Source organism: Hoskinsella mucinilytica, assembly GCF_045223415.1.
Taxonomy (GTDB): Bacteria; Bacillota_I; Bacilli_A; order Erysipelotrichales; family Erysipelotrichaceae; genus Hoskinsella; species Hoskinsella mucinilytica.
The window spans coordinates 16255-39523 of record NZ_JBEQZJ010000036.1; the positions used below are offsets into that span (position 1 = coordinate 16255).

A 23269-nucleotide genomic window follows, 5' to 3' on the forward strand; every position below is an offset into this window, starting at 1 on the left:
CTTATCCCTCCAGTTCATTCATTGATATCGTAGTGAAGTTTTGACTTTCCAATACGCTTAATATAGCATTTGCGGTATCCAAAGAGGTGAAGCAACTGATGTTATTTTCAGCCGCAGCACGACGAATCGCAAATCCATCATTGCTAGAACGTTTATCTACGCTCATCGTATTGACCACGTAGTTGACCTTTCCTTTACGGATGACATCTTCTACATTATCTTCACTGTTTTCACTGATTTTTCCTACTGTTTTTACATAAATTTGATGTTCTTTTAAGAACTTCGCAGTACCCGCTGTCGCATAAATACCATATCCGATTGCATAGAAACGTTTTGCGATAGACAATGCTTCTTCCTTATCTTGATCAGATATCGTCATCAAGACATTTCCATGACTTGGAATACGAATACCACTTGCCAACAATGCCTTATATAATGCTTTGTTTAAGGTCACATCACTGCCTAATGCCTCACCTGTAGATTTCATCTCTGGACCTAACGTGGTATCTACATGACGAAGTTTTGCGAAAGAGAATACTGGCGCCTTGACAAACCAACGATCACTTTCTTCATGAATGCCTTCTTCATATCCTTGTTCCTTTAAGGAATGTCCCAATACACAACGTGTCGCAATATAACTCATCGGAATTCCGGTTACCTTACTTAAAAATGGCACGGTACGAGAGCTTCTTGGATTTACCTCTAATACATATACTTTTTCTTCTTTATCAACGATAAACTGAATGTTATATAAACCAATGAATTGAAATCCCTTACCGATACGAATTGCATAATCCAAAATGGTATCTTTTACCTTCTGTGATACGGTTGGCGCCGGGTATACACTGATAGAGTCTCCGGAATGAACACCGGCACGTTCGATATGTTCCATGATACCTGGAATATACACATGTTCTCCATCACAGATACCATCGATTTCCAATTCTTTTCCTACGATATATTTATCAACCAAGATTGGCGCATCATGACTGATTTCTTTTACCGCTGTAGCCATATAAACCTTTAGATCTTCATCATTATTTACGATTTCCATTGCACGTCCACCCAATACATAGCTTGGTCGAACCAAGACCGGATATCCGATACGATTGGCAATCACTAAGGATTCTTCTACGGTAACAGCCGTTTCTCCGGTTGGCTGTGGAATATCAAGTTTACGTAGCATTGCTTCAAATTCATGACGATCTTCCGCTTCATCGATGCTCTTTAAAGAAGTTCCAAGAATCTTAACACCACGCTCTACCAGCTTATCTGCCAAGTTGATGGCCGTTTGTCCACCGAACTGTACGATGACGCCAAGTGGTTGTTCTAAATCGATGACATGCATGACATCCTCGATCGTCAATGGTTCAAAATACAACTTATCTGAAATAGAATAATCGGTTGATACGGTTTCCGGATTATTGTTGATGACAATAGCTTCATAACCACTTTCACGAAGTGTTTTCACACAATGTACAGTAGCATAGTCAAATTCGACACCTTGTCCGATACGAATCGGTCCGGCTCCTAATACGATCACCTTTTTATTATCGGATGGAATACTTTCATTTTCATGCTCATAAGTTGAGTACAAATATGGTGTGTGGGACTCAAATTCCCCTGCACATGTATCCACCATCTTATAGACAGGAATGATATGATTTGCTTTTCTCAAATCGTATAAAGCTCTTTCTTCCATATCCCATGCTTTGGCAATATAGCTATCTGCATAGCCCATCTTTTTCGCCTTTTTCAAGACATCCAGATCTTGTTTGTGTTCCTTTAGTACTGTTTCAAAAGCAACCATACGTGCAAAGCGATGTAAGAAGTAGGTATCCATTTGAGTCATTTCATGAATGGCTTCTATCGTAGCCCCTTTTCTTAGTAACGCAGTGATCACAAAGATCCTTTCATCATCATTAGCTTTTAACTTTTTCCATAAAGCGGCTTCATCCATCTCATTGATCTCCGCTTTTTCCAAGTAGTCTACTTTCATTTCCAATGAACGAATCGCCTTCAGCATTGCTTCATCAAAGGTACGACCAATGGACATGACTTCACCGGTTGCTTTCATCTGCGTACCAAGACTACGATCCCCTTTCGGGAATTTATCAAAGGCAAAACGTGGGAACTTAGCAACAACATAATCAATCGTTGGTTCTACGCAAGCGTAGCTGGTCTGCGTAATCGGATTGATGATTTCATCTAAGGTCAATCCAACCGCAACCTTAGCCGCAAGCTTCGCAATCGGATACCCTGTGGCTTTGGAAGCCAATGCACTGGAACGAGATACTCTAGGATTTACTTCAATGACATAATAGTTGAAAGAGTTTGGATCTAATGCCAACTGTACATTACATCCACCACAGATCTTCAATGCACGAATGATTTTCAAAGAGCTTGCTCGCATGATGCCGCAATCACGATCGGTCAAAGTCTGTGTTGGCGCAACTACGATAGAATCTCCGGTATGAACACCGACCGGGTCTACATTTTCCATATTACATACCACGATTGCATTATCCGCATTATCACGCATAACTTCATATTCGATTTCTTTATAACCTGCGATACTTTGTTCGATCAAACATTGAGTAGCCGGGGAAATTTTTAATCCATGTGCACATATTTCTTCTAGTTCAGCCTGATCATTGGCAAAACCGCCACCGGTTCCTCCCAGTGTATAAGCAGGACGAACTACGACCGGATAACCATTTTCCTTAGCGAATGCAACTGCCTCTTCCACCGTATGAACGATCACGCTTGCAGGTACAGGTTCTCCGATTTCATACATCAATTCACGGAATTTATCTCTATCCTCTGCTTTTTCAATCGCATCCAATGCTGTACCAAGTACTTCTACATTGTATTCTTCAAGAATACCGGATTGTGCTAATTCTACGACCAAGTTTAATCCGGTCTGTCCACCAAGACTTCCAAGGATTGCATCAGGGCGTTCTTTAAAGATGATACGTGTCGCAAACTCTGCGGTTAACGGTTCGATATAAACACGATCCGCAATGACCGTATCCGTCATGATCGTAGCCGGATTTGAATTGATCAAAATGACCTCGTAACCCTCTTCTTTCAATGATGTACATGCCTGTGTTCCGGCATAGTCAAATTCCGCAGCCTGCCCGATGATGATTGGTCCAGAACCAATGACCATGATTTTGTGTATATCTGTTCTCTTTGGCATGATTTATCCCCTCTCCTTCATTAACGTAATAAATTCATCGAATATATATTTCAAATCATCTGCGCCAGGACTTGCTTCCGGCTCAAATGCAACCGAAATCATTTCATATTTATCATGTTCAAAACCTTCAATGGAATCATCATTCAAAGAACGATATGTTACAATGATTCCGGTTCCATCTATGCTATCTTCATCTAGATCATAGCCATGATTTTGTGCGGTAAATTCAATCTTATTCTTTTTCAGATTACGGATCGGCATACTGTTGCCATGATGCCCTGTTTTCATTTTCTTGATATTTGCGCCACAAGCGATGGCAAGTACTTCATGTCCCAAACCAACACCTAATAGTGGAACCTTACCTAACAACGCTTTGGTAGCCTCGATCGTTTCCGGTATTTCATCCGGAGAACCAGGTCCTCCACTTAAGATGACACCATCTGGAGAAAGCTCCATGATCTTTTCTGCACTCATATTGTAAGGTACGACTACCAAGTCAATATCACGTTCGTTAAATTCACGAATGACCGCAAATTTCGTTCCGATATCTACCATAACTGCCTTTTGTCCACGACTTGGAATCGGGAATGGCTTTTGCGTAGAAACCTTTTGCACACCATCCTTTGGTAACTCACTTGTTTTTAACATTTGAACGATCGCATCCACATCAGCATCTTCATCCGCCAAGATTGCTTTCATGACCCCGTGGTTTCTGATCTTTCTGGTAATTTCTCTGGTATCTACATCCGCAATGCCTGGAATATCCTTCATCTTCAAGAATGCATCCAATGTCATATCACTTCTGAAATTACTAGGTTCTTCGCAATATTCTTTTACTACGAATCCAAATACATTTGGAATCAAACTTTCAAAATCATCTCGATTGATGCCACAATTTCCGATTGCCGGATATGTCATCATAACGATTTGACCATAATAAGACAAATCACTTAGAATTTCTTGATACCCACTCATACCTGTTTGAAAGATCAATTCTCCCATACGATACTGGTTCCCACCAAAACCAATTCCTTCATACACACTTCCATCTTCTAAAATCAGCAGCCTTTTCATTTGCGCTCCTCCTTATATACGATTGATCCATCGACAATCGTTGTTACCACATTACCATAGCATTCCCATCCATCAAACGGTGTATTTTTCCCTTTTGAGAAAAACTTCTTCTTATCGATCACCCTTGGCGTATTTAAATCTACAAGGATCATATCGGAAGCATGACCAACCGCCAGCTTACCTTTGTTTGTAAAACCAAAGCGTTTTGCCGGTGCTTCACTCATAAAGTGAATCAATTGTTGCATGGTGAATCGCTTTTCATCCTTTACAAATCTTGTATACAATAAAGGAAATGCTGTTTCCAAAGAAACGATACCGAATGGTGCTTCTACCATTCCCTTTGCTTTTTCCGCTTCACTATGCGGCGCATGATCATTTGCGATCATATCAATGGTACCATCCAACAAGCCTTCAATCAACGCCTCTTGATCATCTTTTCCTCTTAATGGCGGATTCATCTTATGATTAGGATCATAGACGTCCATTTCATTCAACAATAGATGATGTGCCGTTACTTCGCCACTGCAATCAACTCCGGCTTCTTTATATTCTTTCAGATACTGTACGCTTTCTTTTGCACTCATATGACATACATGATATTTCACACCTGTTTCCTTTGCGAGTTTCAAATCTCTAAGCATTTGCGCATATTCACAAGCACTCGGTATCCCAACAAATCCAAGTTCCTTATTTCTAATACCTTCATGCATACAAGCAGTAGGTTTACGATAACTCATATCTTCTGTATGTGCCACGATCATTGCATCTTCTTTTTTACAAACCTCCATGGCCTCTTTCATGATATCTTCCTTTGCGACTCCGACCCCATCATCACTATAGGCATGGATCCCAAGTTGGCTCATTCCTTTGATATCACTTAACTCTTTGCTTTTTTCACCCTTTGTAATGGTGCCATAAGGAATCACATGTACCACGCTATCTTGTTTTATCTTTTCAAGATATTGTTTCATCGTTTCTACATTATCAGGATATGGTATTACGTTTGGCATTGCCATGATGGTAGTAAATCCACCATGTGCCGCAGCCATGGTTCCTGTTTGAATGGTCTCCTTATGCTCATAACCCGGCTCACGAAGGTGTACATGTACATCGATCAATCCCGGTAACAAAACAAGTCCATCTGCATCTAGAACCTCTTGTGCTTCTATATCAAGATGTTCCTCTATTGCGCAAATCCCCGATGCATCATAAGCAACATCCATCTTACGATACGTATTGTCTTTTTCTAAAAGCATAGCATGTTTGATCAATTTCATAGTTTCACATCCTTAAATGGTTCAAATCCAAAGGCACGTTTCACCACTGCCTTACGAACAAGTACGCCATTGCTCATTTGTTTAAAAATTCTGCTCTTTTCACATTCTACCAATTCATCATCGATTTCAACACCACGATTGACAGGTGCTGGATGCATGATAATGGCATGAGGTTTCATCATAGCGGCTCTTTTCTTTGTCAGACCATAGCGCTCTAAATATTCTTCCTTGCTCATTGCCATTGTTTCTTTATGACGCTCATGTTGAATGCGAAGCATCATCACGACATCCGCCCATTTCACAGCTTCATCGATTGGCATGTAGGATGCATCTTTATGTACCCATTCATCCGGTCCGGAAAACCTGGTTTCGCCACCTAACATTGCCATTGCTTCTTTGACACTGTTGGCTACTCTGGAATGTGTTACATCTCCGATGATTGCAACCTTGATATGCTCAAATGTTTTAAACTCTTGATAAATGGTCAATAGATCCAATAAACATTGCGTTGGATGATTACCACAACCATCCCCGGCATTTAGAATCGGAATGGTAATGTTATCCAACTGTTTAAAATATTCATCATCACTATGTCTTATGACAAGTGCATGATATCCAATGCTTTCAAATGTCTTTACGGTATCGTATAATGTTTCCCCTTTTTGTACGCTACTGCCTGCCGCACTAAAGTCCTCTACCTTTGCACCTAACTGAAGCTCTGCCGAAGCAAAGGAATAATGCGTACGTGTGCTTGGCTCAAAAAAAAGATTAGCAATTAACGTACGTTCAGGTAACTGCCAATCTGTATGGGAACATGAAAAAGCATGGGCATCGTTCAGAATGTCAATAAGTTCTTCCTTTGTTAAATCACTGATTTTAAGCAAGCTGTTCTTGTTCATAAACTACCTCCCAGACCACAAAAAAGGTCCAATTTGATATGCAAAAGGACCCTTTGTGAATATAAGTTGGTTCGTATATCCTTCCTGACCTCTCTGGATCATTTTAAAGGACCTTTTTATCGTTATTATTTTACCGTATTTATGTAAAGATTACAAGAATTTTTTTGTCTTTTTCCCTATATCGGTATCAGAAAAAAAAGATAGCATTTATGATCCTATCTTATCATTCATTCGTTTGATGATATCTTCGATCATCGTAGCATTACGATATGTTAATAGAAATTGCTTTTGTAATTGCCTTCCATGATAGCTGATATCAAGCAAAACATATGGATTTTCATCTTCTAACTTTAGCTCTAACACCATCTTCATATCATTATAATAATAGGAATCACCATCCATCACCATATGATCTTCTTTAAATCTTAGGGAAAATGTATGATCTCGTTCTTTTATCATACGAAATTGATCGATAACCTCAGGATAGCATAAAATCTTCAACCGTTTTGGATATGCATCAAAGCGTTCCTTCATGACCCTTGCCAATCGTTGACGTTGTTTTTTCGCAACTTCTTGTTGCTTGGCGATCTTTCGATTTACGATAGCGACGATCTGTGTCGAATCTTGTTGTTTTCCAAGGCAATATGCACGATGGACTTCCATCAGATCTCGTGCATCACTTAGCGCATTATGATCCACAGCTCCTTGAATCGCATAAACACTCTTTAAATCATCTAAGGAAAGTGTAGGGCTAATGATCTGATCTTGAAATTTTACCTTAGGTGATAGTTCCTTTTGTAAATCCTTCATACGTGAAAAAAACTCACCATCCAAGTCATAATAATGACAATTTTGTATGAGCGTTCTTCGATCATCCGGTCCAAAGCTATAAAAGGATACCTTGTCCATATCCTCTTCATACGTATGGATCCAACGTAAAAATTGTGCCATCACGATCGGTAATTCATTTGCTTGTTGTATTTCCTCATTTTGTAGATGGGTCATTTTATAAACCACATGACTCAATCGTTTAAACGCCATTGGCTTTACTAAGGAATAAAATTCATCTATGATCGTTCCCTCTTGATCCAACATCACAGCGCCAAGTGATATGATTGCCTGTTGAAATTTCTTCTGAATTCTCACTGCGTCAAATTCTGCATCTAAATAAATATGAATCATAACATTACCTCATTTATCTATGTAACTATTATAAGGAAAAACGATGGGAAAGGCAAGGCAATCCCATCGTTAACAAATTTGAAAAATATAAAACTTCAAATAATTGGTTTCCGGTACATTCCAAAGGATCGGATGATCACAACTTTGTTGGCGAGCTTCTACCTGGCGTAACCCAACGCCCGCTGCTTCTGCAGCTTCATGAAGCATACTTTTGAATAAACCCTCTTTCATAAAATGCGAACAAGAGCATGTCGCAAGATATCCTCCTCTTGGTAATAGCTTCATCGCCAAAGTATTGATTTCTCGATATCCCTTCAATGCATGGGAAACCGTTTCTCTTGATTTGGTAAAAGCCGGCGGATCTAAAATGATCACATCATAGGTTCTGGGTTTCTTCTTTAACGCTTTTAAACATTCGAATACATCCGCCACCTCAAAGGACATGACATCCTCTAAATGATTTCTTTTGGCATTTTCTTTTGCCATTTCGATTGCTGTATCGCTGATATCAACTGCATGAACATGGGTAGCACCACCTTTTGCGGCATTAAGCGCAAAAGACCCTGTATGAGTACAACAATCCAATACATGTTTATCCTTTACAATGCGTGACAACGCAAGGCGATTATATTTTTGATCAAGGAAAAAGCCCGTTTTTTGCCCATTCTCAACATCTACCATATAAGTGATTCCATTTTCAACAATTTGAGTCAAACAGGAATCAGGGGTTGGATATCCATCTATGTTTGCCCATCCCTTATATGCTTCCATTCCTTCCAGTTTTCTTAAGCCAATATCGTTTCTCTCATAAATTCCTTTGATCACTTGCCCACCCTCTTTTAAAATGGATAAGATCAAACGATACAACAGATCCTTTCTTTGATCGATACCAAGACACATGGTCTGTGAAACCAAAATATCATGAAAACGATCCAATGTCCAACCAGGAAAGAAATCAGCTTCCCCAAAAATCAAACGACAATCATCAATATCTTCTCGCATCACACTTTTTCGATATTCATAACTATGTAACAAACGTCTACGCCAAAACGCTTCATCAAAAACATCATTGGCATTATCAGAAAAAATACGTACTCTGATTTTTGAATTCGCATTGTAAAAACCACTACCCAAATAGCTTCCGGTATCGGAAAATACATCGACGATATCCCCATTTGAAATTGTATCAGAAAGTGCCAGCACTTCTCCTTCATACACCCATGGATGCCCTTGTTGTAGCTGTTTCTTTCCTTTTTTTGTTATGGTAACGAACGGATAGCTTCTTTCTTGTTTCATTTATTTTTCCTCTTTTTCTACCATAAAGATATCATGTGGCATATCCATACCTTGATAGTGCTTTATGATTTGTTTTTTCTTTTTCATTTTGTTTCTTAATGCAACTTTCCTACTTGCGATATTACTATCACGTATGATGGAACAAACATCATCTGATCCTAAAACCTGAAAAGCATACTCTTTGCATGCTTTAGCAGCTTCAATGGCATAACCTTGATGCCAATACTTTCGTTTCAATAAATATCCGATTTCAAGCAATCGTTCTCCATCAACCATTTGCCAAGTCAATCCACATTGTCCTACCATCACATGGTCTTCTTTCCTTTTGATTGCCCAAAGCCCAAACCCATCCTCTCGATATCTTTGTAATTGACGATCGAGCCATTGATCCACTTCTTCATCAGAAAAGGCATGCTCATACGCATACATGGTTTGTTCGTCTTGTAAGATCTCACATAAATCCAAACGATCTTCTTGACTCATTTCCACAAGATATAATCGCTTCGTTTCTATTTTTATCGCTTTCATACTTACTCACTACCATATAATCGAATAGATAAGAGTTGAGGATGATTGTGGATACGCAAAGGTGCTTTACTGTTGCCAAGACCACGTGATACAAACATCGTAGTTTGATCTTTTACATAGCGACCATTTGTGTATGTCGGAAAGATTCCTTGATCCGGTGCATACAAACCACCAAGATAAGGGATACGAATTTGCCCACCATGCGCATGTCCGCAAAAACACAGATCAATGCCACAATCCGCATACAATGGTATTTGTTCAGGACGATGGGATAATAACATAGTAAAAGGCGTATCGCTCATATCCTTTAAAGCACGAACCGTTTTCTCAAAGCGATCGCTTTGTTTTTGATAGAATTTAGGATCTTTTACCCCCAACAAAGTAATGGATTCATGATTTCTACTGAACTCTACCTTGCTGTTGGATAAAACCTCTACATGTAATGACAACAACTGTTCCTTTAAATAAGGATAGACACTACTGGTTGCTTCATGGTTTCCCGGCACATAATATACCGGTGCCTGTTTCATTGCTTCTTCCATGAAACGTAGTGCCGGTTTGATATTATCTTGGGTACATCTTCGTTTATCTATCAAATCACCACTTACGACAATGATATCCGGATTTGCCAATTGAATTTCCTTGATGATCTTACGTTGATGATAGCCAAATCTTGCATTATGCAAATCAGATACATGTAAAATCGTAAAACCATGAAAGCTCTTTGGTATCTTTTCATTATGATACGTATACTTCGTAATATCTAATTTTTTATTTTGTTGATACGCTATATATCCTGCCCCAACACAAGCGGTCATTGTGAAAATCCATTTAAAATCACGTTTTGTTGGTTTCTTCATGTTCATCACTTCCAATCTGTAGTATGATTATACCATACTTTATGATTTCGAAGAAAGGAATGATGCAAGTGTCTTATACGATTGCAGTAATTGGTTCCTGTGTGACAGATATCATCCTACAGGTACCACATTTACCATCCTCACAGGAGGACATCAATATCCGATCACAAACCATGTCTCTTGGAGGTTGTGCTTGGAATGCAGCCCATATGCTTTCTCTATTTGGATTATCTTATGCCTTATGCACTCCTGTTGGTCAAGGTATTTATGGCGACTATGTCAAAGCTCAATTAAACAAACATCAGGTTACCTCTTTTTTCCCGGAAGCAAAAGAAGCAAATGGATGTTGTTATTGCTTGATTGAAGAAAACGGAGAACGTAGTTTTCTCGCTGATCACGGTGCTGAATATCATTTCCAGAAAGAATGGTTTTCACTGTTAGATCAAGAACCCATACAAACCGTTTATATTTGCGGTCTTGAAATAGAAGAGGAAAGCGGTCAATATATCATTGATTATTTGCTACGTCATCCAAACCTTACCATTTACTTTGCTTGTGGTCCAAGGATCCTTTCGATTCCTCCTCACAGAATGAAACAATTGTTCGCTTTACATTGTATCCTACATCTAAATCAAGAGGAAGCCTTATCTTATACACAAAAACAAACCGTAGAAGAAGCCGCTCAGCTCCTTTATCAATATACCAATCAAACCGTTATCATCACATTAGGAGATAAAGGTTGTTATCTGTTTGAAAACAATCAAGGTCATAGGATCCCTACTGTTCCAAAAAAAGTTGTTGATACCATAGGAGCTGGTGATGCTCATATCGGAAGTATCATCGCTCTTCGCACTCTTGGTAAATCTATGACAGAAGCAATAGAAATCGCCAATTACATCTCTGGTGAAGTCGTATCGATGCAAGGCTCCTTATTGACCCAAACACAATTTGATTCATGCGTGCATGATCTATCACAAAGAATCTAACTCATCGTCTTCTTGCACTTCTGATGTAAGATGTAATAAGATATGATGTTTATGAAAATAGATTACGATAGCCATTACCATCAACAAGAATGCGATCGTCAATATCCATAAAGAAGCATCCTGTTTTTTCTCTGCAAAAGGAAGCTTCTTTTTCGTATATACCTTTAATTCATAATTGGCTTGTTGATTTTCATCTGTAATCGTAAATTCCACTTGATGATGGTCCATTTCTATTTCATAAGTTTGTACCTCCAGATCCTTTAATACACAATACCCCTTATCATCTGTTTGATAATATCTTGATTGATCATGGGACTCATTCCATAACGTAAATGCATAATGTGTTTGTGGTTCTTCATTCTCATTGACGATTTGAATATATGCCATTCCGACTTTTTTCTGATTGATGAATGGTTTTAAAACCAAGCTATCTCCTTCTTTATACGCAAAAGACTGCCCTACTTCATCCTTTTCATAGCCGGAAATGGTAGATGTTTGCATGATACTGTAACTTCCACTTTCTAAATCTTTTAATACCACCATTCCTTTTGCATCACTTAAAATATCACTTGCATATAGCATCTGATCCTTCATCAATTGAAATCGTGCGCCTTGAATCGGTTGATGATCCTTTGTCGTTACTTGAAAAGATACCGCTATATGTGCACTATGTATCGGTTGCATAACCAAACATAAGCATAACATAAGGATCCATTGTTTCCATCTCATGATGTCACCTCATTTCAGTATATGAAGTTTCATTCAAAACAGTATCCATTCTCCATTTTTTTGTTTTCATCTAGGCAACCATATAGTTGGTCTTTGACTTTACCCATATACTGTAAGGAAAGGAGGATCAATATGAATAACAACAACTTTGGTCCATTAGAAATCGGAAATGTAGGCATTGCCGTTAATAAGATGCAAGCCTATCTAAACATGATGCAGGAAAGAGGCTTTATCAAAACAAAGCTCGTAGAGGATGGTAAATACGGTGAAACGACCGCAAATGCGGTAAGAGAATGGCAAGCATATAGTGGCTTGAGCATTGATGGAAAGATCAATTTAACAACTTGGAATTCCCTTGTGAACAAACTGCGAGAATTGAACATTATCACCAATGTTCCTGTCTATAGCCGTTCATATTATTTAACTCAAGGTAATCAAGGATTGGATGTTTTTAAGATGCAAGAATATTTAAATGAGATTGCTGCGAAAAACAACTGTCTTCGTCCTATTCCATTAGATGGAACGTTTGGCCCTCGTACCACAACCATGGTACAACAGTATCAATATCTGTATGATCTCATCATTGATGGAACGATCGGAAAGAATACTTGGGATTCTATCATCAATGAACGTAATGCATTATAAAGATTCATATCAACGTGGGTAATGAGAAAGTCTGTGAATGCACAGACTTTTTTGCTTTCCTATGCTATAATCATACTATCGATACAAGGAGCACACGATCATGAATGAAACAACATCAATTGAAACAGCAACAAGACTTTATGAACAATATCTTACCACGCAACATATGAGAAGTGATCTTGTCCAACAACTACATGCATGGATGAAAACATATCGAGGTGTACTCAATGCCAGTGATTATGTACATATCTTACACATGGAAGGACGTTATTATGAAGAAAACGGAAATAAGAATGCCGCAAGATATTGTGCTATGCGTATGTTGGCGATTAAAGAGTGTTATCGTTATCCAAGAAGAAAGCGTTCTCGCATGTTACATTTTTTACCTTATGAATTTCATGAGGATGAAGATGCCTTTCTGAATGAATATACCGACTTTATACAAAATGTATACAAAAGCATCTACAAAAAGCTGTATGTCTTAACCGTAGGTTTGATTCTTGTTGTATTTTGTATCGTCACGTTTCTATTACACGTTTCCCCTCTCTTTGCATTTATCGAAGCATCGTTGTTAGGACTGATCAATTTCTTTATTCAAAAACGCAAATTACCTATCATGTTTCAAAAAAATCAAACCGATGCCAGTGGCAAACATATCGAAGAAGTACTCAGAGATTTTGATGCTACTTATCGTTTTATGTAAAAAAAACAGCTGAAGGTCAATCAGCTGTTTCTTTTTGTTTATGACACGATTTTCTTAAATAATCTGCGGTTATCGTCATTGCCTCTTCTAACATTTGTTGCGGTGTTCCAGTAAATACGATTTCTCCACCCTTTGTTCCTCCATCTGGTCCTACATCAATGATATAATCCGCTTGTTTTAATACATCTAAATGATGTTCGATCACGATAACGCTATTCCCTCTATCCACAAAGCTTTCTAATAACTTCATGATTCCTTTGATATCAGATGCATGAAGTCCTGTAGTAGGTTCATCCAAAACAAAGATGGATCCTTTCTTTTTTATGTTCTTCGCTAATTTGATGCGCTGACGCTCCCCTCCAGACAGCGTAGAAAGTGGTTGTCCTATCGATAAATAAGATAAGCCAACTTCTTGTAAGGCACAAAGTTTTCGATAAATTTTTGGTTGATCGGAAAAAAACGATAATGCATCTTCAACACTTAGCTCCATCATCTCAGCAATATTTTTATTGCGATATCGATAAGACAAAGCTTTTTTGTGATATCGTTTTCCCTCACAGACCTCACACACACTTGTTACAGGATCCATAAAAACCAATTCTGTGGTAACGACACCTTTTCCATGACAATGCGGACAAGCCCCTTTACTGTTAAATGAAAACATCGAACGATCTACTCCATGTTCCAAAGCCAAAAGATTTCGCAAATCATCGCTAAACTCCATAAAGGTTGCCGGTGTTGATCGATTCGTTGCCGTGATGCAAGATTGATCCACTAAAATTACCTGATCTTCATAAGTTTTCGCAAACACATCACGAATCAAGGTACTCTTACCTGAACCAGCCACTCCACTCACCACACATAACACATGTTGAGGAATATCTACCGAAACATGCTTTAAATTATGCAAGGTTGCATCTTGTATGCTCAAATATTCTTTGATCGCTCTAGGCCTTGTTTTGATCTTTATTTCTTCTCTGAGCGCTTTTCCCGTAACTGTATCGCTTTTTAACAGTTGTTCATAACTCCCTTGAAACATGATGTTACCTCCATGTTTTCCAGCAAGAGGTCCCACATCGATAATTTCATCTGCGATCTCTATGACATCTTGATCATGCTCTACAACCAAAACCGAATTACCTCGATCTCTTAAACTTTTCAATAAACGAGTCATGCGATACACATCTCTTGGATGCATTCCGGTACTGGGCTCATCAAAAATATAGGTCAATCCGGTCAAAGAACTCCCCATATAACGCACAAGCTTTAATCGTTGTGCTTCCCCACCCGATAAAGAAGATGATTCTCGATTCATGCTCAGATAAGGTAATCCGATATCGATCATCCTTGTTAAGGATGCAATCAAAGAAGTGACGATACTTTGCGCTCTGGAATCTTGAATTTGTGTTAAAACATCTCTTAGTTTTGAGAACTCCATCTCACACATATCCGCAATCGAATAGCCATTGATCTTAGAACTTAATGCAACATCATTTAATCGTTTTCCTTGGCATTGTGGACAAGTATCAGTCTTTAACAGATAGGCCAAACGTTTTAAGGATGCATCTGATACATTTGTCATATCCCGATTCAATAACAGTCGAGAAAAGTGATGATGAATACCTTCCACTTTCTTATGTACCCTTGTACCATTCTCTTCATAGCTACCATACAACAATAAATGATATTCCTGTGGGGTGTAATCTTTCAATTTTTTATCAATATCAAATACACCCGATTCTGTATATTGACGATAATACCAATTACCGGGATGAAATGCAGGTAGATCTACCATCCCTGTTCTCCAAGACTTCTCTTTATCTAATGCTTTTTCGATATTGAGGGTCACGACCTTACCTAACCCCGAACATGTTGGACACATTCCACTTGGATCATTAAACGAGAAACTGGACGCACTTCCTGTATGTGGCTCGCCTATCCTTGAAAACAATAATCGCAATCCCGAATATAAATCACTGATGGTACCGACAGTAGAACGTGCATTTCCTTGTAATCTACTTTGATCAATGATCACAGAAGCACTCAAATGATCGATGCTATCCACTTTGGGTTTCTCATACTTCGGTAATCTACCACGAATGAAAGCACTATAAGTTTCATTCATTTGACGTTGACTTTCAGCTGCGATGGTATCAAATACGATGCTTGATTTTCCTGATCCCGAAACGCCGGTAAACACAACGATCTTCTCCTTAGGAATCCTCAATGATACATGTTTCAAATTATTCTGACTCAAACCCTTTATGATCATTTCTTTTTTCTTTTCCATCATTACCTCCTAGTTTGATAACCAGTTCTATGATAAAGTCTTCCCTTAAGGTAGAGTCAAGTACTTTTTGATAAATGAGAACTCATCCAAGCATTCACACATGTTTCGATTGGCATCTTGCACAACAAAGAACGATCCATTATTTCATTTGGACACATCACATCTTCTTGATTGATAGCGATATAAACAGCATCCTTCCTAACCGCAGTCATACGCCAAAATGGATACTTGATGATACCGGGTGTCTGAAAGCCTACACCCAACTCCAAAAATACGACACGATCTTGCTTATGCAGTTTCAAAAAAGTTTCATATCGTTGTTTTGCGGCATACCAGCCTTCATCCTCTACAAAACGATCATCACATCGAAGATTCGGTATCATAGGTTGATGGCATATCGGACACAAAGGGATATCCTTAGAAAGGATGCGAAGATTTTTTTGCGTACTCACCATATGCTTGATCAATGATTCATTTTCATAGGTTTTTGTATGACATGGTCCACTGCATTGTAATAATCCATAATCTCCTTGCATATAAAACAGACGCTGTTTATCAAACCCATTGATCTGAAATTGATGATCCACATTACTGGTAATCACAAAATACTCTTTTTTATGAAGGATAGAATATAGATCACGATAAAGTTTACGGGTGCCCGCATCATAGCGATTCACATATATAAAGCGACTCCAATAAGCCCAATACTGTTCTAAGGTTTCAAATGGGTAAAAACCGGCTGAATACATATCTTGAAATCCATATTCCTGTATGAAATCCTCAAAATACTGCTGGAAACGCTTACCATCATAGTGAAGTCCTGCTGCTGTAGATAACCCTGATCCGGCACCTACGATGATTGCATCTGCTTGTTGAAGCTGTTTCATGATATCATCTTGCATTACATAATAATCTTCGATAGATGGCTTCATCTTCTTTTTTGAACACATTGAAGATCACCTCCAATTTTGTTTGATTTTCTGCTTGATCCTCTAGCACCGTTTCAATTGCTATTTTAGCAGCTTCCTCATTTGGATAATGAAATTCTCCTGTCGATATGCAACAGAAAGCAAGCGAATGAATAGCATACGTTCTTGCCAAACATAAACAATGTTTGTAACAATTCCTTAACAGCTGTTGATCCGTTTCTGTAACAGCACCATAAATGATGGGCCCTACGGTATGAATGATATACGTACTTGGTAACTCGTAAGCAGAAGTGATCATAGCTTCACCGCAAGGAAAAGGCTTACCTCTTTTTCGCATGATTTCATCGCAAGCCAATCGTAGCTGTATTCCCGCAAATGAATGAATTGCATTATCGATACAACCATGACATGGAATGAAACAACCTAACATTTGCGTATTCGCCGCATTAACGATTGCATCCACTTGTAAACATGTGATATCTCCTCTATAAAGATATACATGTTCTTGTACTTTGGTCATATCAGATAATGAGATAATGTTTTTATGTTTTAATTCCTCTTGTAGATACTCATTTTGTATACGTATGACCTTTTGATCGATTGGCATTGGCATACGTTGATTCATCAATGAACGTAATAGCTGTTTTTGTTGCGCCAAAGAATAGGATGTAATCGACTCCTGTATCCCCTGTTCCTTCATGAGATAAGATAATAAATAACGTAATCGTTCTTCCTGTTTCATCCTGCGACCTCTTTTCTCTGTTTTTCAATACTATGATTCGCACAAACTTGGATACAACGGCCACAATGAAGACAATGCTCCTGTAAGATCGTCATTTTAGAATCTTTGTGTAAGATACATCGTTGAGGACATACTTCTAAACAACGCCCACAACCATTACAGTTTTCCTTTATGACATATTGTGTCATTTCCATTTTATGATGAAAAGAAAACGGTATTCTGAGAATAGGATGTTGACTTAGATCAAAAAACTCTCCTTCATATTCATAAAGCTCAAACACTTCAAGTGCCTTTCTTGCTTCTTCATTAGGATAGATTTCTTTCATATAAGGATTTACATTGAATATTTCTTCTAAATATGTTTGCCCTATCGCCTTGATGTTTCCTCTCACACTAATCGCTATTGATGTTAAAGTTGTACTTCCCTTCAATCCTGTCATTGCCACATATTGATCTTTTTGTAATCTTTGATATAAAGATTTTCCCTTTGCAGTTAAGAAATACAACTTATCACTTTGATAAAGCATGATATCGATTGCCGCTGTCACAGGATGAAATGCTTCATCTGTCGTTGCTAAAATCACCGTATGAATCTCTTCTTGTAACATTTTTAATATATCATTTCTTTGCATCTTTTTTCCTCCTTGCAATCATACACAAACCGCTTGCTTCTTATTCTCTTCCTCTATATAATAAGTCCTGTAAGTACCTTATGTAAAGTAAGCACTTTTTTGTACGATAGGAACCAAAAGGAAACGATTAGGAGGAATGGTCATGAAAAAAGAACTACCTGTATGTCCTGTAGAAACAACCTTAAGTCTGATTAGTAATCGCTGGAAAGTTCTCATCATCCGAGATCTAATGGATGGCACCAAACGTTTTGGCGAATTAAAAAAATCAATCGGAACTATTTCACAAAAAGTTTTAACATCAAATCTACGTTCTATGGAAGAAGATGGACTATTGCTACGTAAGGTCTATCCAGAAGTACCCCCAAGAGTAGAATATACCTTAACAAAAACCGGATATAGTTTAAAAACTATTTTGGATGCTATGCTTTTATGGGGCGACGATTATCAGAAGCAACAAAAAAGCTCTCATTAGAGCTTTTCATTGATTTTCTGCTGTTCGTCTAAGATTCTATCAAATTCTGCTTTCGGTACTGGTTTTGAAAAATAGAATCCCTGCACGATATCACAGCCGATCTCCTCTAAAAATGCTAACTGTTCTTTGGTTTCTACACCTTCCGCAACTGTACGCATATGCAATTCCTTACTTAACTCTACCACTTTTTGAATGATTGCCTTTTGTTTCTCATGATCCTCATGGTGATATTTGATAAATACACGATCAAGTTTTAACTCATCAAAGTGTAATGTCTGTAATAAATTCAAAGAAGAATATCCACTTCCGAAATCATCCATAGATACTTGAAACCCTTTATTGTGTAAGGCATTCAGTGTTTCCATAAGTACCTCCATGTTTTTCAAGGCAACACTTTCCGTAACTTCAAGTACGATCGATGCCGCAGAAACTTTATGGCGTTTTAAAATATAATCTAATTCATCTAGATAATTGGAGCGATAAAATAATAGTCTTGATTGATTCACGTTAATTTGTTTGACAGGATATCCTTTTTCCATCCATTCATCCATAAAGGTACAAGCTTTGTCTAAAATATACATATCTAGTTCTGTGATAAAGCCGTTTTCTTCAAATAATGGCACAAACTCATCCGGATATATGATGTTCCCATCCATATTCCAACGAACCAAAGCCTCAACACCCGTAATCTGTTTACACTTCAAATCATATTTCGGCTGTAGATATACTTCGAATTCTTCTTCCTTCAAGGCTTTTTCCATTCTCGCTTCTATCTGTGTATAATGTTGTATTTTTTCATAAAGTTGATCATCATAAATACAATACCATGAAATTCCTTCTTGTTTACATTTTTTTAACGCCATCATTGATCGACTTATGATCATTTCAATAGGATACATTGCATCTTGTGCATTCATAATTTTAATTCCACAATCACAATGAATATAGAAATGTTGAAGAGGATGAATGTGATATGTTCGTATCTCTAAGAACAGTTGTTCTAATCTCTCTAAAATAACTTCACGATCCTGCTCATGCAAAAACATACCGAAGCAATCTGCGCTATCACGATAATATAATTCATCATCATTTAAGTGATGCGTCATACATTGAGCAATGTGTTTTAAAAATTTATCTCCACTACGATAGCCAAATAATTCATTGACCATTTTAAAATTTGTGATATCAAATACCACCATCGTATAGTCCGTAGACTGTAATAGGATACGTTCCCCTTCCATCATAAATTTCGTTTTTGTATAAATTCCTGTTAAATCATCAAAATAAGCCAATTGTTCCAATGATTTTCTACCCTTTTCAATAATCGTAAAAATATATCGTAACAACGCAGTTAATAAAATAATAATGACAAGTATCGCACAAATCGCCATCTTAGATACAAATTGGATATCTTTTGTTAAAAGTGAATTTGGAATCGCACTGACAACTACCCAATCATTGATTTCCAAAGGTGTAAAGAATGCACGATATTCTACTCCACCTTGTGTATAAAGAAAGGAACCGTTTTTTCCTTCTAATAACTCTTGTTGAACCGTTTTTTTGCTCACCGCATCTTTGAAATCCAATAAGAAAATAGAAGTATAATCTGAATTAGGATCTCGTTCACTTCTTATGACAAGATCGCCATTGCTTTTTATAATAGTTGCGAATCCATTTCCAAGTGAAGGTAAATCAACGATAGAACGATATACATTAGAAGCATTTACTGCACATAATGCACCAATAAGCTCTTCATGTTGATATATTGGAACCGCATAAACATTAATATATCCATCACCAAATGAATCCTTGAGTGTTTCAGAAACAACTCCCTTTCCTGTCAACACCTGTTTTACATAATGCATCTTGCTTAGATCTGCATCTTCGATCAAACTACCATCAATATCTACCAAACTTGCGATACCGTTTAATTCAATAAATCCCATTCGCATGAATCTGTTATTCTCATTCTCATTTCTCAGCATTTCCATCAATTCATCTTTGTCTATATAATCCTCTGCGCCGATAATGGTTGCCATACCCTGCAACGTTTCTAAATCCCCTTCGACCTGTCTTACAATTGAGGTCTTATATTGCAATGTCATCTGCGTTAAGAATTCATCCGTTTTCTCTGTTTGATGTTTATTGATTCCATTCAAAATATATAAACATGAAATGACCAAAACGGTCATCACAAAACCGACGATGATGATGGAAGTTCTGATTTGCTTATCCCTTCGTTTCATTAAAATGATCCTCCGACATATAGTATTAGTATATCATTTCTGATTATTCAATTATAGTTTTTTGTATAGAATTCATAAATTTCATGATTTTCTTCACTATTTTTCCAAAAATACATTCCTATATCTAAGTTTATAACAAATTTTTTGTTTTTTATCATAATAAGCTAGTATTGGTAGTCATAAAAAAAGACCTTAATTGCGATAAGATCTTACTATTGTGTGCCACCCATAAATTAATCCAAAGCATTCATATGACGAATTCCATAACAAAATGCCTCAGGCTCTTTATCTACATCATCCTACACTTTTATGGACATCTAATCCAAAAACTATCCATATACCAAAAGTTTTTGGAGTGTATATCCCAAAACTTTTATATCCAGCATAGTTTTAGGAATTCTCATCATAAGAAAGGACCTTTCAGACAAGGTCCAATCATATCGAAATAATTTTGTTATGTACACATTCTTAAAAGTGCTTCTATTTCGTCAAATTTATAAATTATAATCCTTATGAATATCAGCAAATACCTTACTAACAGACTTTGTACGTCCCTCTTTCATATCCTGATATCCTTTTTCTAATTCCTCGTTTCGTTGTTCCTCTGATAACAGGCTGAACTCCACAAGGCCTTTCATCTTCGATTCAATAATTGCATATGATTTATTTGTTTTCGTCACCATAATACTCACTCCTTCCAATCATAGTACTTTCTATTTCTATTATAGTTATTTATAAGTAAAATGGCAATGCTGTTTCATATTTTCAAAACTAGATATGCGTGCTTTTTCTATTTATCACACTATCCTTACATATATGCATTGATTTGACATGAACTACTTAATCTGTAAAATCAACCTTTTGATATGTATCGTTTTCTTTTTTCCATAGCGTTAGTTTTATTTTTATATCTGAGGTAGAGGAAACACTATCTTTTACATGAATTACGTCATAAGTTAATGTCTTATCTGCGCTATCTTTTGTAATAAACTGTTTGCTCTTATCCTGTATCATCGATTTTATGAAATAACGAGTACCATCGCTTTGTATCAACCATCCCTTTGGAATTTGTAACACAGTTCCAGCATTTGAATTATCTTGATCACTGTCATTATCATAAAATTTATTTTAAATTTTTACTAAAAAGATTGATTTGTTTGTGAGATATATGATTCAGTAGTAAAATAGTAATGATAAAATGAGGTGAAAAGATGGAAAAGATAATAAAAGTTGGAATTGGAGTTATGATCATAGAAAACAATCACATATTGTTAGGACATCGAATCGTGAATGGAAATGACACAGGTGGTATATTTGAACCAGATAGTTGGTGTTTACCTGGGGGAAAACAAGAATTTGATGAAACGATATTCGAATGCGCAATAAGAGAAGTGAAAGAAGAGACCAATTTAAATGTTTATAATCTAGAAGTTTTTAGTGCTGTGGATGATATTCAACCACATAAACATTTTGTGACCATTCAAATGCTTGCGAAAAATTATAGTGGCGATCTTAAAATAATGGAGCCGGATAAGCAAGATGAATGGAAATGGTTTTCTTTTGATCATTTACCGGAAAGAATATACTCACCATCAAAAAAATTTATTGATGCTTACATTACTAAGCATTTAAAAAATGATGACGATCAATCAGTTTAACCTATTGTATACAGTTAGATCATCATTTTCATCAAGAACAGCAAGTAAGATGTTTTTTATATTTTTTGCATCGATGTCCTGCTTTCTCAATTCTCGATATAACCATCTTTCATCTTTCTTCATCTTGTAGAGATTCTTTTGGATCATCACGCCATCTTGAATAACAGACAATACTTGTATTGGATCTTTTGTTTTCAGATTAAGATCATCATTACGAGTTTTTCTTGCAAACCCTTTTGGTTGAACTGAGATTTTTCCTGTTGGTTCTAGCATAGCAGTGTATACATCATTGATATTGAAATATCCATTATATCGTAAATTACTAAGCAATTCGGAAATTGTCATTTTAGATTTACATAGACCTTCGATGTTTATCGTACCCTTTTCAATTAAATAGATCGGTTCTCCTGTCAAAATCATATTTGCTGATAGATTTTTTTTTGTGATTTTATTCAAAATAAAGCTGACAAAAAGAAATAAAATAATTGCGAATAATCCTGTAGGAAATGCTATATTTGAATTAATGCTAATGGTTGCTGCAATAGAGCCTACCGTAATTCCGGATATATAATCATAGAAACTCATTTGTGCAATTTGTTTTGGACCATTGAAACGTGCCATGATCAACATGACTGTAATCGTAATGATGATACGAATCAATTCTTCAATAAAACTCATAAACATCTGCCTTTCTTTATTTCTTATTACTTAGTTTTGCACATCATTCAATATCTAAACAGAAAAATTGTATAAAAATGAAGAAATAAAAAGTGATATCTAGTATTTGATGATTAACTAGATATCACTTTTTTAACCTATTTACTCAACACCAATTCTATAGCTCATTCCCTAGAATTGGGTGATTTCTATTTTTGTTGTTAAGTAGACACTATTTTGAATGTTTGTATTCCCTATGCTT

At 36.9% G+C, this 23269-nt stretch carries 22 protein-coding genes; 5 read left to right on the forward strand and 17 right to left on the reverse strand.

What is annotated here, in order from left to right; all coding sequences use genetic code 11:
* Position 1 precedes the first annotated feature (1 nt).
* The 8 genes from carB to UGRO018_RS13120 form a co-directional block, all read right to left on the reverse strand.
* Positions 2-3202 carry a carbamoyl-phosphate synthase large subunit gene (gene carB, locus UGRO018_RS13085; protein ID WP_416326940.1) on the reverse strand — a complete coding sequence of 1067 codons (3201 nt, stop codon included), beginning with the start codon at positions 3200-3202 and terminating at the stop codon, positions 2-4.
* A 3-nt stretch (positions 3203-3205) separates the two neighbouring features.
* Positions 3206-4276 (reverse strand): carbamoyl phosphate synthase small subunit, encoded by a 1071-nt coding sequence (locus tag UGRO018_RS13090; protein ID WP_416326941.1) that lies wholly within the window; start codon positions 4274-4276, stop codon positions 3206-3208.
* Positions 4273-5553 carry a dihydroorotase gene (locus UGRO018_RS13095; RefSeq protein ID WP_416326942.1) on the reverse strand — a complete coding sequence of 427 codons (1281 nt, stop codon included), beginning with the start codon at positions 5551-5553 and terminating at the stop codon, positions 4273-4275. The genes UGRO018_RS13090 and UGRO018_RS13095 overlap by 4 nt, the downstream gene beginning before the upstream one ends.
* Positions 5550-6452, reverse strand: coding sequence for an aspartate carbamoyltransferase catalytic subunit (locus UGRO018_RS13100; protein WP_416326943.1), 903 nt, complete (start codon positions 6450-6452; stop codon positions 5550-5552). Before UGRO018_RS13100 ends, UGRO018_RS13095 begins: the two co-directional genes overlap by 4 nt.
* Before the next feature lie 207 nt (positions 6453-6659).
* Positions 6660-7634 carry an exonuclease domain-containing protein gene (locus UGRO018_RS13105; RefSeq protein WP_416326944.1) on the reverse strand — a complete coding sequence of 325 codons (975 nt, stop codon included), beginning with the start codon at positions 7632-7634 and terminating at the stop codon, positions 6660-6662.
* A gap of 69 nt (positions 7635-7703) precedes the next feature.
* A complete protein-coding gene (locus tag UGRO018_RS13110; RefSeq protein ID WP_416326945.1) occupies positions 7704-8930 on the reverse strand; it encodes a class I SAM-dependent rRNA methyltransferase in 1227 nt (408 codons plus the stop codon).
* On the reverse strand, positions 8931-9458 hold the full coding sequence (locus UGRO018_RS13115) for a GNAT family N-acetyltransferase (RefSeq protein ID WP_416326946.1): 528 nt from the start codon (positions 9456-9458) through the stop codon (positions 8931-8933).
* 2 nt (positions 9459-9460) lie between these two features.
* Positions 9461-10318, reverse strand: a complete 858-nt coding sequence (locus tag UGRO018_RS13120; RefSeq protein WP_416326947.1) for a metallophosphoesterase — start codon at positions 10316-10318, stop codon at positions 9461-9463.
* A gap of 41 nt (positions 10319-10359) precedes the next feature.
* On the opposite strand from UGRO018_RS13120, the gene UGRO018_RS13125 reads away from it, so the two are divergent.
* Complete coding sequence (locus UGRO018_RS13125) at positions 10360-11304, forward strand: carbohydrate kinase family protein (protein ID WP_416326948.1); 945 nt, start codon at positions 10360-10362, stop codon at positions 11302-11304.
* Here UGRO018_RS13125 and UGRO018_RS13130 read toward each other — a convergent pair.
* The gene (locus UGRO018_RS13130; protein ID WP_416326949.1) at positions 11290-12033 is read right to left on the reverse strand and encodes an MSCRAMM family protein; all 744 of its coding nucleotides are present in this window, start codon (positions 12031-12033) and stop codon (positions 11290-11292) included. The genes UGRO018_RS13125 and UGRO018_RS13130 overlap by 15 nt on opposite strands.
* Before the next feature lie 132 nt (positions 12034-12165).
* Between UGRO018_RS13130 and UGRO018_RS13135 the strand changes: the two genes are divergently transcribed.
* Both UGRO018_RS13135 and UGRO018_RS13140 read left to right on the forward strand, forming a co-directional pair.
* Complete coding sequence (locus tag UGRO018_RS13135) at positions 12166-12678, forward strand: peptidoglycan-binding domain-containing protein (protein ID WP_416326950.1); 513 nt, start codon at positions 12166-12168, stop codon at positions 12676-12678.
* A gap of 100 nt (positions 12679-12778) precedes the next feature.
* Complete coding sequence (locus UGRO018_RS13140; RefSeq protein ID WP_416326951.1) at positions 12779-13381, forward strand: 6TM ABC transporter family protein; 603 nt, start codon at positions 12779-12781, stop codon at positions 13379-13381.
* 16 nt (positions 13382-13397) lie between these two features.
* On the opposite strand, the gene UGRO018_RS13145 is transcribed toward UGRO018_RS13140, so the two are convergent.
* The 4 genes from UGRO018_RS13145 to UGRO018_RS13160 are packed head-to-tail and all read right to left on the reverse strand — an operon-like array spanning position 13398 to position 17974.
* Positions 13398-15671, reverse strand: coding sequence for an ATP-binding cassette domain-containing protein (locus UGRO018_RS13145; protein ID WP_416326952.1), 2274 nt, complete (start codon positions 15669-15671; stop codon positions 13398-13400).
* A 56-nt stretch (positions 15672-15727) separates the two neighbouring features.
* On the reverse strand, positions 15728-16621 hold the full coding sequence (locus UGRO018_RS13150; RefSeq protein ID WP_416326953.1) for an SIR2 family NAD-dependent protein deacylase: 894 nt from the start codon (positions 16619-16621) through the stop codon (positions 15728-15730).
* Positions 16563-17342, reverse strand: a complete 780-nt coding sequence (locus tag UGRO018_RS13155; RefSeq protein WP_416326954.1) for a protein-ADP-ribose hydrolase — start codon at positions 17340-17342, stop codon at positions 16563-16565. The genes UGRO018_RS13150 and UGRO018_RS13155 overlap by 59 nt, the downstream gene beginning before the upstream one ends.
* Positions 17339-17974: a 4Fe-4S binding protein gene (locus tag UGRO018_RS13160; protein ID WP_416326955.1), complete on the reverse strand. Its 636-nt coding sequence runs from the start codon at positions 17972-17974 to the stop codon at positions 17339-17341. Before UGRO018_RS13160 ends, UGRO018_RS13155 begins: the two co-directional genes overlap by 4 nt.
* 142 nt (positions 17975-18116) lie before the next feature.
* Here UGRO018_RS13160 and UGRO018_RS13165 point away from each other — a divergent pair, with 142 nt between their 5' ends.
* Positions 18117-18446, forward strand: a complete 330-nt coding sequence (locus tag UGRO018_RS13165) for a winged helix-turn-helix transcriptional regulator (RefSeq protein WP_463667565.1) — start codon at positions 18117-18119, stop codon at positions 18444-18446.
* Here UGRO018_RS13165 and UGRO018_RS13170 read toward each other — a convergent pair.
* The 3 genes from UGRO018_RS13170 to UGRO018_RS13180 all read right to left on the reverse strand — a co-directional run bounded on the left by UGRO018_RS13170 (position 18443) and on the right by UGRO018_RS13180 (position 21769).
* The gene (locus tag UGRO018_RS13170) at positions 18443-20692 is read right to left on the reverse strand and encodes a bifunctional diguanylate cyclase/phosphodiesterase (protein WP_416326957.1); all 2250 of its coding nucleotides are present in this window, start codon (positions 20690-20692) and stop codon (positions 18443-18445) included. The genes UGRO018_RS13165 and UGRO018_RS13170 overlap by 4 nt on opposite strands.
* 494 nt (positions 20693-21186) lie before the next feature.
* Positions 21187-21375: a hypothetical protein gene (locus tag UGRO018_RS13175; RefSeq protein WP_416326958.1), complete on the reverse strand. Its 189-nt coding sequence runs from the start codon at positions 21373-21375 to the stop codon at positions 21187-21189.
* Positions 21376-21532: 157 nt separating this feature from the next.
* Positions 21533-21769: a hypothetical protein gene (locus tag UGRO018_RS13180; RefSeq protein WP_416326959.1), complete on the reverse strand. Its 237-nt coding sequence runs from the start codon at positions 21767-21769 to the stop codon at positions 21533-21535.
* A gap of 134 nt (positions 21770-21903) precedes the next feature.
* Between UGRO018_RS13180 and UGRO018_RS13185 the strand changes: the two genes are divergently transcribed.
* Entirely contained in the window at positions 21904-22350 is a 447-nt protein-coding gene (locus tag UGRO018_RS13185) for a nucleotide triphosphate diphosphatase NUDT15 (RefSeq protein WP_416326960.1), read from the forward strand.
* On the opposite strand, the gene UGRO018_RS13190 is transcribed toward UGRO018_RS13185, so the two are convergent.
* Complete coding sequence (locus tag UGRO018_RS13190) at positions 22342-23028, reverse strand: DUF421 domain-containing protein (RefSeq protein ID WP_416326961.1); 687 nt, start codon at positions 23026-23028, stop codon at positions 22342-22344. The genes UGRO018_RS13185 and UGRO018_RS13190 overlap by 9 nt on opposite strands.
* Positions 23029-23269 lie beyond the last annotated feature (241 nt).

What these genes read in the sequence shown, in the direction of transcription:
- UGRO018_RS13155 (WP_416326954.1), bottom strand. Translation starts at nt 17,342, where the DNA reads ATGAAACAGGAAGAACGATTACGTTATTTATTATCTTATCTCATGAAG.
- UGRO018_RS13110 (WP_416326945.1), bottom strand. Translation starts at nt 8,930, where the DNA reads ATGAAACAAGAAAGAAGCTATCCGTTCGTTACCATAACAAAAAAAGGA.
- UGRO018_RS13140 (WP_416326951.1), top strand. Translation starts at nt 12,779, where the DNA reads ATGAATGAAACAACATCAATTGAAACAGCAACAAGACTTTATGAACAA.
- UGRO018_RS13120 (WP_416326947.1), bottom strand. Translation starts at nt 10,318, where the DNA reads ATGAAGAAACCAACAAAACGTGATTTTAAATGGATTTTCACAATGACC.
- UGRO018_RS13185 (WP_416326960.1), top strand. Translation starts at nt 21,904, where the DNA reads ATGGAAAAGATAATAAAAGTTGGAATTGGAGTTATGATCATAGAAAAC.
- UGRO018_RS13175 (WP_416326958.1), bottom strand. Translation starts at nt 21,375, where the DNA reads ATGGTGACGAAAACAAATAAATCATATGCAATTATTGAATCGAAGATG.
- UGRO018_RS13095 (WP_416326942.1), bottom strand. Translation starts at nt 5,553, where the DNA reads ATGAAATTGATCAAACATGCTATGCTTTTAGAAAAAGACAATACGTAT.
- UGRO018_RS13135 (WP_416326950.1), top strand. Translation starts at nt 12,166, where the DNA reads ATGAATAACAACAACTTTGGTCCATTAGAAATCGGAAATGTAGGCATT.
- carB (WP_416326940.1), bottom strand. Translation starts at nt 3,202, where the DNA reads ATGCCAAAGAGAACAGATATACACAAAATCATGGTCATTGGTTCTGGA.
- UGRO018_RS13130 (WP_416326949.1), bottom strand. Translation starts at nt 12,033, where the DNA reads ATGAGATGGAAACAATGGATCCTTATGTTATGCTTATGTTTGGTTATG.
- UGRO018_RS13105 (WP_416326944.1), bottom strand. Translation starts at nt 7,634, where the DNA reads ATGATTCATATTTATTTAGATGCAGAATTTGACGCAGTGAGAATTCAG.
- UGRO018_RS13090 (WP_416326941.1), bottom strand. Translation starts at nt 4,276, where the DNA reads ATGAAAAGGCTGCTGATTTTAGAAGATGGAAGTGTGTATGAAGGAATT.
- UGRO018_RS13115 (WP_416326946.1), bottom strand. Translation starts at nt 9,458, where the DNA reads ATGAAAGCGATAAAAATAGAAACGAAGCGATTATATCTTGTGGAAATG.
- UGRO018_RS13190 (WP_416326961.1), bottom strand. Translation starts at nt 23,028, where the DNA reads ATGAGTTTTATTGAAGAATTGATTCGTATCATCATTACGATTACAGTC.
- UGRO018_RS13165 (WP_463667565.1), top strand. Translation starts at nt 18,117, where the DNA reads ATGAAAAAAGAACTACCTGTATGTCCTGTAGAAACAACCTTAAGTCTG.
- UGRO018_RS13160 (WP_416326955.1), bottom strand. Translation starts at nt 17,974, where the DNA reads ATGCAAAGAAATGATATATTAAAAATGTTACAAGAAGAGATTCATACG.
- UGRO018_RS13150 (WP_416326953.1), bottom strand. Translation starts at nt 16,621, where the DNA reads ATGTGTTCAAAAAAGAAGATGAAGCCATCTATCGAAGATTATTATGTA.
- UGRO018_RS13170 (WP_416326957.1), bottom strand. Translation starts at nt 20,692, where the DNA reads ATGAAACGAAGGGATAAGCAAATCAGAACTTCCATCATCATCGTCGGT.
- UGRO018_RS13145 (WP_416326952.1), bottom strand. Translation starts at nt 15,671, where the DNA reads ATGGAAAAGAAAAAAGAAATGATCATAAAGGGTTTGAGTCAGAATAAT.
- UGRO018_RS13100 (WP_416326943.1), bottom strand. Translation starts at nt 6,452, where the DNA reads ATGAACAAGAACAGCTTGCTTAAAATCAGTGATTTAACAAAGGAAGAA.
- UGRO018_RS13125 (WP_416326948.1), top strand. Translation starts at nt 10,360, where the DNA reads ATGATTTCGAAGAAAGGAATGATGCAAGTGTCTTATACGATTGCAGTA.